Source organism: Laceyella sacchari (genome assembly GCF_004343255.1).
Classification (GTDB): domain Bacteria; phylum Bacillota; class Bacilli; order Thermoactinomycetales; family Thermoactinomycetaceae; genus Laceyella; species Laceyella sacchari.
Genome location: NZ_SMDD01000001.1, coordinates 1,478,645 through 1,490,738 on the forward strand (window position 1 = coordinate 1,478,645; position 12,094 = coordinate 1,490,738).

General features: G+C 46.5%; 10 protein-coding genes. 2 read left to right on the top strand and 8 right to left on the bottom strand.

Translation table 11 applies throughout. The features are described 5' to 3' along the window. Nucleotides 1–458: 458 nt before the first annotated feature. Nucleotides 459–1,928 (top strand): phytoene desaturase family protein, encoded by a 1,470-nt coding sequence (locus tag EDC32_RS07060; RefSeq protein ID WP_158283263.1) that lies wholly within the window; start codon nt 459–461, stop codon nt 1,926–1,928. 1,037 nt (nt 1,929–2,965) lie between these two features. After that, a complete protein-coding gene (locus EDC32_RS07065; protein WP_132220830.1) occupies nt 2,966–3,436 on the top strand; it encodes a hypothetical protein in 471 nt (156 codons plus the stop codon). Between the two features lie 252 nt (nt 3,437–3,688). Here EDC32_RS07065 and EDC32_RS07070 read toward each other — a convergent pair whose 3' ends face one another. The 8 genes from EDC32_RS07070 to thrS form a co-directional block, all read right to left on the bottom strand. Beyond that, nucleotides 3,689–3,892 (bottom strand): YlzJ-like family protein, encoded by a 204-nt coding sequence (locus EDC32_RS07070; protein WP_132220832.1) that lies wholly within the window; start codon nt 3,890–3,892, stop codon nt 3,689–3,691. Further along, a complete protein-coding gene (locus tag EDC32_RS07075; protein ID WP_132220834.1) occupies nt 3,889–4,647 on the bottom strand; it encodes a ClpP family protease in 759 nt (252 codons plus the stop codon). The genes EDC32_RS07070 and EDC32_RS07075 overlap by 4 nt, the downstream gene beginning before the upstream one ends. Nucleotides 4,648–4,752: 105 nt before the next feature. Further along, nucleotides 4,753–5,238: a dihydrofolate reductase gene (locus tag EDC32_RS07080; protein ID WP_132220836.1), complete on the bottom strand. Its 486-nt coding sequence runs from the start codon at nt 5,236–5,238 to the stop codon at nt 4,753–4,755. 30 nt (nt 5,239–5,268) lie between these two features. Continuing rightward, nucleotides 5,269–5,706: a DUF402 domain-containing protein gene (locus EDC32_RS07085; protein ID WP_158283264.1), complete on the bottom strand. Its 438-nt coding sequence runs from the start codon at nt 5,704–5,706 to the stop codon at nt 5,269–5,271. A 161-nt stretch (nt 5,707–5,867) separates the two neighbouring features. Further along, on the bottom strand, nt 5,868–7,040 hold the full coding sequence (locus tag EDC32_RS07090; RefSeq protein WP_132220839.1) for a Ger(x)C family spore germination protein: 1,173 nt from the start codon (nt 7,038–7,040) through the stop codon (nt 5,868–5,870). Next, nucleotides 7,024–8,133: a GerAB/ArcD/ProY family transporter gene (locus EDC32_RS07095; protein WP_211341893.1), complete on the bottom strand. Its 1,110-nt coding sequence runs from the start codon at nt 8,131–8,133 to the stop codon at nt 7,024–7,026. Before EDC32_RS07095 ends, EDC32_RS07090 begins: the two co-directional genes overlap by 17 nt. A 7-nt stretch (nt 8,134–8,140) precedes the next feature. Further along, nucleotides 8,141–9,763, bottom strand: coding sequence for a spore germination protein (locus EDC32_RS07100; protein WP_132220843.1), 1,623 nt, complete (start codon nt 9,761–9,763; stop codon nt 8,141–8,143). Nucleotides 9,764–9,935: 172 nt separating this feature from the next. Beyond that, the gene (gene thrS, locus EDC32_RS07105; RefSeq protein WP_132220845.1) at nt 9,936–11,882 is read right to left on the bottom strand and encodes a threonine--tRNA ligase; all 1,947 of its coding nucleotides are present in this window, start codon (nt 11,880–11,882) and stop codon (nt 9,936–9,938) included. Nucleotides 11,883–12,094 lie beyond the last annotated feature (212 nt).

Here is a 12,094-nt window from a genome sequence, read left to right on the forward strand (position 1 = left end):
CATTATTAGGGTGTGTCTAGCAAATCAAGTTGGTAGGGAGAAGCGGAGGAAGAACCTTTTCACGATGAGCGCCTATACACAAGTGAAGCGAATGAGAAAACGGTTTTGGAGCCGCTGCCTATTCATCAGATACGCTCTAAAAGGTACTATATTGCAAAACCACAGCATACGCCAACATGACGTAAAAACTCATTTTTAATAGAGTTTTATTGTTGATTAACGAAATCATCATTTCGTTAATCATTTAAGGCGGCACATGCAAGTTTTCATCAGAGTATATCGATTCAGTTTATCTTTCATCGTGCACAAGCCTTCAACACGTGCATGTCAATGGGGGCAGATCACCGCACTCACACAATATTTAACTAATTGTCATTAACTTATCTATTTTAAAGCCCCTTTATATATTTATTAATCATAAAATAATATAATCAATATAAATTTATGGAGGAACGAAAGTGAAACAAGCGAACACAGACCTTGATGTCATCATTATCGGTTCTGGATTGGGCGGTCTCACCGCTGGAGCGTTATTGGCCAAAGCAGGGATGAAAGTATCCGTTTTAGAACAACATTATGTGGTTGGGGGGTGCGCCCAGTCTTTCCGAAGGGGCACCTTTCTTTTTGATGCAGGAATTCATTTGATCGGCGGATGCCAACCAGGAGGGATTATTCATTCACTGTACGAGGAGTTGGGCCTATCTGGTGACATTGAATTTTTAGAAGTAAATCCCATGTTCCATCTCAAGCTGGGCTCCCGTCATTATGAGATTCCTGCCAACCTCGATCAACTGTCTGCGTTGATGGGGAAATGGTTTCCCGCAGATAAAGAAGTGATCGAGGAAACCATCGCAGAGATTAAGCAATTGGGAACCATCATCTTGCACGATCAGTTTCAACAGGAACCCCATATTCTTCAGCGGCTGATGGAAGTAGCCCATCTGTCTTTTGCCCAGTACTTGCAGGGGCGTTTTTCTCATCCCCATGCTGCATTGGTGCTGGGAGCATTGCATCCCTATGGCGGTGTGCCGACCAACCAATTGAGCACCCCGTTTATGATGGCGATGATGGCTTCTTATCATCATGGCGCGTATTATCCGCGAGGAGGATCGCAAACGATGGCCAATCTCTTGCGCGATTATATCGAATCAAAAGGTGGGATCGTCCAACTCAATAAAAAAGTGTCAAAAATCCTGTTCGACGGTAAGCGCGTCACGGGCGTGCTTGACCATAAAGGAAACTGTTATCTGGCAAACACCGTGATTTCCAATGCCGACATCCGAACAACGCTGATAGATCTTTTAGGGGCAGAACATTTGCCTTCCACTTACCTGCAAAACATGAAACAAATGATACCTTCCTACTCGGCGGTGATACTATACGGAGCGGTGTCCAACCATGATACCCAATCTCTTCCACACGAACTGTTCCTCTTTCCCGATCGGGAACTGGAGACAGAAGCACAATACTTGTATGATCCACTGAATCCGGAAACAGAACCCTGTATCCTTGTTTGTTGTCCTTCTACCGTTGATCCCGGATTGGCCCCCGACGGATATGCAATTATGACATTCATGTCCTTGTGCTCAGCCTCCCATCTGGAAAAAGCTCGCACCCAACTCGGTAAAGAAGCGATTGAACGCCATTATGTGGCATTAGTGGAAAAGAAACTACCCGGTATTCAAGAAAAATTGGTTTTTCAAGAGTTCGCCACCCCGAAAACAGTTGAACGATACACATCCAATCACAACGGAGCGATTTATGGTTGGATGAAATCTGCCACCCAACCTTGGGCAGAAAACATGGGGCCAACCACGCCGATCGAGGGGTTGTATTTGGCCGGTCATTGGACACCCAACACACATGGAGTCATCGGAGCTATCAAATCAGGAAAATTCACGGCCAACTACATCCTTCAGTCGAGATAAAATTCACGATAAAAATGAGCAACTCGATATAATCACATAATATGAAAAAGCCACAAAGACAATGGTATGTGGCTTTTTCGTATATTTAGAATTTCGCTTTTGGGATAAGCAACAGAATGTGAGCACCTCTGCTAATCCGATTCAGGTTCGGTTTTTCGTCACTCGAAACTGTCAAACATTGCGGTAGGGGTAGAAGAAATATCTGCAAAAAATTGGTGATATTCATCCATCAAGGTGGATGCTCCTTCTACCCCTATACTTTGGTTGATCGATGGCTGAAAAAGGGCGTCACGAAGAAAATCAGCTGTACTGGAGCAAACTTCTCACATATGATCACATAAACTCAGTCAGATCGCTCATTTCCACTTTATATCGATTGTTCCATTAAAGATCAAAAAGACAAAAACAAGAATCAAGATAACATCCAAAGCAATAAACAACATATAGGTCGTTTTTTGTTTCCATTCCCGCTTCTGACCCAAAATGTTTATTCCAAAGAAGAGAATCGATGTCAGTACCGCATATATCAAAGCCACATATTGTATCGCCATAGTTATCCCTCCGTTATAAGATGCTGGATAAGGAAGTAAATCATTGTAAACACACTACGCATTCGAATAATAAAGCCCGTCGAATCCATCCATTTTTCAGCGAACCAAGTTTTTCCGACCATCGATCATGATCATATTGAGTTGAACGGCTGCCCCATATATATATTCGCGAATAAATTAATTTTTTTGTCAAAAATACATCATTTTCTACAAAAGGTTGCCTCCATGTATCATCTCAAGACTTTGATCAAAGCGTTGTGTAAGTAAAAAAAGTTTAATGATTCACCAATTTAAAGGAAACCTTTTTCACATTAAGATGACCTCGACATTTGTTTTTGTATGTATTGAAGCTCTTGTTGTTGTACTATTAAATAGAACGACTTCCCATCCAAACGTGATCATATTTAGAATGGATGAGAAGGCAATGCTGCCTGCAAATATGAAATGCATCCTTCTCTAGCTAATCTAAACAATAGGAGTGATGGTATGTTCAGAAAATTTCCGTTTTTAATATGGGTATTTTTACTCATATTTCTAATGTATAACGGATATGCTTACTACTTAGGCCAGCAAGTTGAGGTTGGAAACCAAAAGCAGATGCTCACCTATTGGGCTTGGATTGATCTGGGTAGTCGCTTCAACTTATTCATGATAGGGCTTAGTGGCGTAGCCTGGGTGATTCAAAAACATCGTATACCCTTTTTTACCTATTCATCAGCGACTACATTGTCCTTCTATAGTTTACAGATCGTTGTTTCTCTCTTCTTTTTTCCTGAAGTGCAAAAGCCCCTTATCGCAAACAACCCCACCATTGGTTGGAGTGAAACCATCATGGGCTGGGGAGACGTAAAAGCAATAACCCTTATTATTATGAATTCCGCCTGGACCATCTACGGCTTAATCATCGGTTGGTTGGTTTACTACATACAATATAAAAGCGCAAAGATAAAAAGTTAGTCTTAATGGACTCTCTGCACCCAACTCACGTCTCCATTCGTTTCACCACCGAGCATCGCCACTGCCCCTTTATCTGTATCAATAGAAACAACCCTAAACAAAATATGACCGATTACTCCGTTTGAAACGGCAACCAAAGATAGCTCAGGTACAAAAAATTCTGATGCTCTGATCGCTTCTACCAGATTCGCTTCCTTTTCCTATATCCATCCATAATAAATAAGCTCCCCACTCAGGAGAGCTTTTCACTCATCATAAACTAATCCGCAGTCCGGGTTGAAACCGGGGATCGAGATAATGGGCAGGATCGGCGCTGAGCAAACGAACAATGGTCTTTTCCTGTTCATTATGCCTGCGCACCAGCATGGGCACTCCCTCAACCTCCACTTCTTCCAACGGTGTTTGTGATTCATCAAAAAAGGCGAGTTCCATCGGCACTACCGCATAATAAATCACTGCAAAATCTCCCCTTTGGACTCAGCAATCTTCCGGTTCAATTCTGCCAACGCGTCCGAAATTCCGCCCACACGGTCAATCAGCCCATATTTGACCGCGTCTTTGCCAATTACATTGGTACCGATGTCCCGTGCTAAATCCCCAGTCCGAAACATCAACTCCCGGAATTTCTCCTCTGTGATATTCGAATGTTGGGACACAAACCGGATCACGCGATCCTGCATTTTCTCCAAATACTCAAAAGTCTGAGGCACACCGATTACCAAGCCAGTCAACCGAACAGGGTGTACGGTCATCGTTGCGGTTTCCGCAATGAAAGATGTGTCTGCTGCCACTGCAATTGGTACGCCGATACTGTGACCTCCGCCCAAAACAATCGAAACGGTCGGTTTGCTCATGGAAGCGATCATTTCAGCGATGGCCAGTCCAGCCTCGACATCGCCGCCCACGGTGTTAAGAATGATAACCATTCCTTCGATTTTGGGATTTTGCTCTACTGCCACGATTTGCGGAATGATATGTTCATATTTGGTTGTTTTGTTATGTGGAGGCATGACGAGATGCCCTTCCACTTGTCCGATGATGCTCATACAGAACACATTGGATTCCAGTTGTGGGACATTGGTTTGCCCCAATTGCTGGATAGCTTGCAGCGCAGCATCCTTTTTCTTTTGCTCATCCGCTCCCTCTGCTGGCCGCTCCGGATTCCCTTCAGGCGATTCAACTTGGTCATTCTTTATATTCACTTCAGACATGTGCTAATCCCTCCAACCTCGTGTCCCTGTTAGTATGGTCGGAAGGACGGAATCTTATTGCACCCGCAGAGAAAAACGAGGACGACACGTTGTAGCATGGGGATATCATCGCTTTTCATAGACATAGAAAGTACAGCTATACTTGTTCTTCTCATCCCGAGGATGTCGGCATGAAGCAACCGCTTCCCAGACACCCGGCAAAGGGGGGAAATAGGCATCTCCTTCAAACTCATGTTCCACTACGGTGATGAAGGCTTTGGTGGCAATGGGAGCAAACAGTTCATAGATTTCTTGACCTCCGATGATAAAGGCGGGACGGGAGAAGGTGGCCGCCATCACCCCGTCAAAATCTGTCACGCGAACTTCAGGAAAGTCGCGCAAACATGTACGCTTCCTGGATAACACAATATTCTCCCGACCCGGTAACGGTTTGCCAATTGATTCAAATGTTTTTCTACCCATGATGACGGTGTGTCCCCATGTCACCTTTCGGAAATGCTGCAAATCTGCGGGCAAGTCTCTACCCCAAGGCATGTTACCGTCTTTTCCGATCACGCCGTTGAGATCCTTGGCCACGATTATATAAAACATGTGAGCTCCTCCATTAATAAGTGTTCACTATCATTCGTTTCCATCAGATTGGGAAACAACTTCCACATACTTGCGCAACAACGTTTCGTCAAATGAAAATTCGCCATCGGCGATCTTGAGTCGCAAGCTGTCCAGCGAACTGACTGCCTGGTAAATCAATTCTCCTGGATATTGATAGGTTACGCTATTATCGCGAAATTCATCTTCTTCGACAACTTGCCAATCCGACTCAGCCTTTTTGATAAGATCCAAATCCAGATCAACAAAACACACCACATCTCCATGAACAGTAGATGGCATGGCCACATTGCAATAATAAAAGAGAATCTGCCCATTTTCGAACTGCATGGCAGCAGTGAACCATTCTGTAAACGAAAAATATTCCAATGACGGCCGATCCATCACATAACCTTCTTTTTTGGTGTACCAATTTCCGACCGGACTTGCACCATACAAGTATGCCGTCATCAGTCTGCTCCAAGCATTCTCCTTCCCATTCATAGTGAAGGATATCGGGATATACACTGCAGATCCCTTTACTGTACTGGCTCGCACACGTTAAGCGATTGACCAAATATATGCCTAACACAGAAAAATAACAGGGCTAAAATCCGTTCATTTAAACCCTGTCACTTAGTCTTGCGTCCCTTGGTTCGGTAGTCCCTCACCTGAATGTGGACGTCTACTTTCACCTCAGCCTCGCTGAAAACCTCGTCCCATTTGTCCTTCATCTTTTCCCAGACTTGGGGATGATCCAGTTGCAACTTTTTGCCGAAACCGATCACATCAGCATGGTATTGATGCTGCAATTTGTCAAGCGTATGCCGGATCATCTGTGTCAGCGATTTTTCCACTGCTGTACCCGCCCGTTGCAACAAATCTCCTTCAAAAGCGTCTCCCGGCAACAGCCAGTCTTCTTCCAACTCCCCATCTGCTTCCACCTTTACCAAAAAGGTGATGCGCCCATCCTGTACTTGCGCTCTTACCCGGCTCTTGATCTCAGACGTCTCAACCGTAACCAATTGGCCCGTTTTGTCGTCAAAACCTTTAATCATATCGGATCTGGTCTCCCCTGTCAGCCAATTGACCGCAGTCACTTCTCCCGGATTTAACGTGCCGATCATCTTGTTCGATTTCCCTTTAATAACAGCCGCACCAACAACTTTCTTTCCTCCTTCGCTGGCACCAATCATTTGTAACAGAAAGCTGGACTTGGCAGCCATCTTCGCTGACACTTTTTGCAAACTCATCTCCGGCAAAATACTGCCAATCCTCTCCCGGTTCTTAGCCATGTCCACCAATTCAAATGCAGGCACGTCCTCCCCCACTTCCAAAATGTGTTTCGCCCGTCCCTCAGCTATGAACAGCAAACAACTATACCGGATCTGCGTATCACGTAGATAATCCATGAGCAATTGGTTTAAATTCAGCTTGCGGGCCAAATCTTCACTCACCACCACCACTTTCACATGTGAAACGATGGGGACTTGGGTATAGCGTTCAAACAACTTGTGCCAAGCCTTTAACACCGATATGTCAGTTGTTGAGAAATTAGTATACGGCTTCTGTTGTTGCCCTCCCTTTTGACTGGCAATCGCTTCCGGTACAATATGTTGCGCTGTCACCATAATCATGGGATGACTCTTTGTCTCTTCTTCTTCTGATTGCTCCGCCAAATCAAGCGCTTCACCCACCTGCAAGTGTCGTTCTTCCAAGTCTGTATAATCCCAGCAACCACCCAAACAAACACACAGTAACACCATGCAGACCAGCATGAGTAGCGTTCTAGGAGTGATTCGCATGCAACATCCCCCTCATCTTCGCGATGATAAGGAGCAACAACGGGATAACTACGATAAGCCCAAGCAACAAATAACCCAATAGATCTCCCACCGCAAACACATCATTAATTGTTGTCGGCACCCAACCCAATCCATATATCACCGGCAACAATCCGTAAACAAATGGGCGAAACCAGTTTTCATTGGCAAATACGTGCCTCAAACCCAATCCTGCGAAATAATGGCACAAGCTTAACGTGGTGAAAATCTGCAAAATCCACACCGCCAACAAAAAAGATTCATACCTCTCAAAAAACACCCCCTCCAATTCAACCGACCGAGCTAGATCAATCGTGGGAAAGGTAAGCGTCACCACATCATCAACCGTCAACACGCCTATGACGATAATCACTGTTAAAACATAAAATACCATGGATATCCCGATCCCCACGATCACCGCTTTGACAGCATCGCGTGGTTTGTCCATGAACGCGGGCAAAAATAGCATCGTTTCAAGTCCCAAGTAGGACAAGGAAGTCGTTTTGACACCCTGCAATACAGGCAACCAGCCTTTGGACAACACCGGTTCCAAATGATCGACATCAAATTCCTTAAAACCCATGAACAAGACGAGAAAAAACAAGATCACTGTGATCGGAAGAAAACCTTCGTACAATCGAGCCACTGCATTTAAGCCGCCAACTACCAGATACGCACTGGCCAATAAAAGCATACCCATCGTCACTTCCTTGGGTGTGGCTGGCAACAGAAAAAAATCAGTCACTTCCGCCATGGCCCGGACCTCAAATGAGGCCAACAGGGTGAAATAACCTACTGTATACAAACAAATGATGTTGCCGATCCACTTACCGGCGATGTCCTTACTGTATTGGTAAAACGTCTTTCCGGGAAAACACTGGCTGAACTTTGCAAGAAGGCTTCCCGCCAACATGGCTACCAGCCCTCCCAGAATGACCGAAATCCAACCATCAGGGGTACCGGTTTCATCAGTGACCGCGCGCGGCAGGGTCAAAATGCCGAGCCCCAAGATAAAGGAGGATACCAAGACAGCGGTTTGCGTAGAAGTGATGCGATCTTGCAAATTTGTTAACAATGTCCACTCACTTCCTTTTTGTCGGGGATCGCAAGCGAATCTCATCTTGCGTAAACAGCATTTTGGGACGCCTGGTCATCATTTTCTGCGGCAGGCGCAAAACGAAATCTTTCCAATCAGACAGGTAAATAGGCGCAGCCGGAGAAACATAGGGAACACCAAAACTCTTTAATTTGACCAAATGAATCGAGAGAATGAGAAAATAAAAGATCACGCCAAACAATCCCAAGACACCGGCGCAAATCATCGCCCCAAACCGTAACACACGCATGCTGATACCGCCCGCATACTGTGGAATGACAAAAGAAGAAATCGCCGTCAACGACACCACAATCACCATGATCGGGCTAACAATGCCCGCTTGTACCGCCGCTTCGCCGATCACCAGCCCCCCAACCAAGCCAACCGTTTGTCCCACCGGTTTGGGCAGGCGCAACCCCGCTTCACGCAAAATTTCAATGGCAATCTCCATGACAAAAGATTCAATGATAGATGGAAACGGGACCCCTTCCCTCGTGGCTGCAATCGAAATAGCCAACGTGGTAGGAATAAGCCCTTGATGAAAGGAGACGAAAGCGATATAGATGGAAGGGAGAAAGATGGTAAGAAATGCGGCAAAATAACGCAACAGGCGAATCAGGGAACCCGGAATCCATCGTTCATAATAATCTTCAGGTGACTGAAGCAACATCGCGAACGTGACGGGAGCGATTAAGGCAAAGGGGGTGCCGTCAAGTAGAATAACCACCCGCCCTTCCAACAGCGCGGCGACGATGCGGTCGGGCCGTTCCGTACTTTGCAATTGGGGAAAGAGCGTCACATGATTCTCTTCGATCAGTTGCTCAATATAACCGGATTCCGGTATATCATCCAATTCAATCATGTTGTCGATTCGTCGTTCTACCTCTTGAAGCAAATCTTCATTGACAATGCCCTCAAAATAAACAATGGCCAACTCTTTTTTGGTGCGTTGGCCCACATGCTTCGTGATGACTGACAGATTGGGATTGGCCACTTGTTGGCGCAAAATGGCCAGATTATCCTGAAGGCTTTCGTTAAAACCCAACCGCGGACCTCTAACCAAAGCCTCCGTCAGCGGCTCGGCAAATTTGCGCGACTTTTTATTCTTGGTATTGATCACCAATACCTCGTCAGCACCCTCAATCCACAATGCCGCATTTCCGTGAAAGACATGAGATGATACGTCGGATACCGCTACTTTAATCACATCATTCACAGTAAGAAAACGATCCTTTATGATATCCAGCAGGTTGGACGGCATATTGGCCCCATCGACCTCATCGGAAAGTCGAAAATTCATTAACAAGGGCTTCAAGACATACTCATTAATTACAATGCTATTTGCCAATTCGTTCAAGAATATCAATACGGCGCGAATGTTGGTACCTCGTAAATAAAACTCCCTCGTCCGCAGTTCTGTGCGGGTACCGATCTCCTCAATCAAACGCTGAAACGGATCTACGAACGCCTGGTTTGCCCCGCCACCGCTCGGTATCCCATCCTCCCTTACCCCCGGCGACGCGGACGGCTCAGTAGCCGACATCTTCTTCGGAGAAAGCGGCCGGGCCTTTCTTATCCGCGATGTTTTGCGCTTCCGTCCATCTGTCATCCCACATCCCCCTTTCTCTGCGAAACTGGCCCACGGAACGTCGGTTTTCCTTATTTTGGACAGAACCACACTTCTTCATACGGCATAAATTGGCAACCGCACCTTCTTTTCACGCACAAAAAAAACCACAGTTCGTTATCATCGAACTGCGGTTTATGGAATGGATTTCCCCTTAGTTTTTCACCAGCAACCCTTTGTTCCCCACTTCTTCCTTGAGGAGGTTGGCGAAGGCGTCTACCGTCATCACACCTAGATCCCCTTCACCATAACGGCGCACCGCAACAGAACGGGATGCTTGTTCTTTCTCCCCGATCACCAAGGTGTACGGGATTTTCTCTGTTTGCGATTTTCTGATCTTATAGCCGAGCTTCTCGTCACTATTGTCAAACTCCACTCGCAATCCGGCTCTGGTCAAGACATCTGCCACTTCTTGCGCATAAGTGTCAAACACTTTGCTTACCGTCAGCACGCGAGCTTGCACTGGTGCCAACCAAGCCGGAAATGCTCCTTTGTATTGCTCGATGAGGAAAGCGACAAAGCGCTCCATCGTTCCCACAATACCGCGGTGGAGGACAACCGGGCGGTGCATCTTGCCATCTTCGCCCATGTACTCCAATTCAAACCGCATCGGCAATTGGAAGTCCAGTTGCACAGTAGACAAGGTCTCATCTTTTCCCAACGCCGTTTTGACTTGAACATCCAATTTCGGACCATAGAAAGCCGCCTCACCCGGGGCAATCACATAGTCCAATCCCATGTCATCCATGGTTTCTTTCAACATACCTTGCGCCAATTCCCACATCTCATCATTTTGGATGTATTTCTCCTTATCTTCCGGATCGCGGAAAGACAAGCGGTGATAGTAATCCGTGATACCAAAATCCTTGTACACTTGCTCAATGAGCCGCACTACTCGGGTAAATTCTTCTTTGATCTGATCCGGGCGGCAGAAGATGTGGGCATCATTCAAGGTCATCACCCGCACCCGTTGCAAACCGGCTAAGGCCCCCGACATCTCATAGCGGTGCATCATGCCCAGCTCAGCGATCCGGATCGGCAGGTCGCGGTAGCTATGCAAGCGGGATTTGTACACCATCATATGGTGTGGGCAGTTCATTGGCCGCAACACCAACTCTTCTTGGTCGATCTTCATCACCGGATACATGTCTTCTTTGTAATGTTCCCAATGGCCCGATGTTTTGTAGAGATCCACGTTGGCCAAATGGGGGGTGTACACATGCTCATAACCCAAACGCTCTTCCAAGTCCACAATGTAACGCTCGATGATGCGGCGGATTTTGGCCCCTTTTGGCAACCAGATCGGCAAGCCTTGACCCACGTCTTTGGATAAGGTGAACAAGCCCAATTCTTTGCCCAGCTTGCGATGGTCGCGTTGTTTAGCCTCTTCCAACAGCTTCAAATGGGCATCCAGTTCTTCTTTTTTATTAAAAGCCACGGCATAGATGCGGGTCAGCATCTCCCGGTCGGAATCCCCACGCCAGTATGCCCCGGAAATGTTCATCAGCTTGAATGCTTTCACCTTGCCCGTAGAAGGCAGGTGTGGGCCACGGCACAAATCTACAAACTCGCCCTGACGATAGATGGTAATCACTTCATCTTCCGGCAAGTCTTGAATCAACTCCACCTTGAAACGATCCTCCCGCTCAGCGAAAAACTTGATCGCTTCGTCGCGGGACAGCACTTCGCGCTCCAACGGCAGATTTTCCTTGATGATCTTCTTCATCTCTGCCTCAATTTTGGGCAGATCTTCCGGAGTGAAAGTATGGTCAGCAAAATCATAGTAAAACCCGTTTTCAATCACCGGACCGATCGCGAACTTGACACCAGGATACAGGCGGGACACCGCTTGAGCCATAACATGGGCCGCGGTGTGGCGCATCACGTCAACCCCCTCAGCTTCCTTTAGGGTCAACAGTTCCAAATCGCCGTCTTCTTCGATCGTGCGCATCAAATCCAACACTTTTCCATTCAGTTTGGCGGCCACCGCTTCCTTCGCCAAGCTACGTGAAATGGACGCGGCAATTTCCTTAAACGTGGTGCCAGCTGGATATTCTCTCTCCGAACCATCTTTTAACCTGATCTTCAGCTGTTCTGCCACTGTTAAACACCTCTTTTTAGGTAAAATAAAAAACGTCCCCGCCGCCTCATTAAATGAGGGACGAGAACGTTGTTCCCGTGGTTCCACCCTGATTTGATGGGTTCCCCAATAGGGGCAAACGCCATCCTTGTTGGTGTATAACGTACACCCCGGCCATCATTTCATAAGTCGCCTTACTCCCTGATGGCAGCTTGGAAAGTGGTATCCGCTAA

What these genes read in the sequence shown, in the direction of transcription:
- EDC32_RS07065 (WP_132220830.1), top strand. Translation starts at nt 2,966, where the DNA reads ATGTTCAGAAAATTTCCGTTTTTAATATGGGTATTTTTACTCATATTT.
- EDC32_RS07075 (WP_132220834.1), bottom strand. Translation starts at nt 4,647, where the DNA reads ATGTCTGAAGTGAATATAAAGAATGACCAAGTTGAATCGCCTGAAGGG.
- EDC32_RS07080 (WP_132220836.1), bottom strand. Translation starts at nt 5,238, where the DNA reads ATGTTTTATATAATCGTGGCCAAGGATCTCAACGGCGTGATCGGAAAA.
- EDC32_RS07085 (WP_158283264.1), bottom strand. Translation starts at nt 5,706, where the DNA reads ATGACGGCATACTTGTATGGTGCAAGTCCGGTCGGAAATTGGTACACC.
- EDC32_RS07090 (WP_132220839.1), bottom strand. Translation starts at nt 7,040, where the DNA reads ATGCGAATCACTCCTAGAACGCTACTCATGCTGGTCTGCATGGTGTTA.
- EDC32_RS07100 (WP_132220843.1), bottom strand. Translation starts at nt 9,763, where the DNA reads ATGACAGATGGACGGAAGCGCAAAACATCGCGGATAAGAAAGGCCCGG.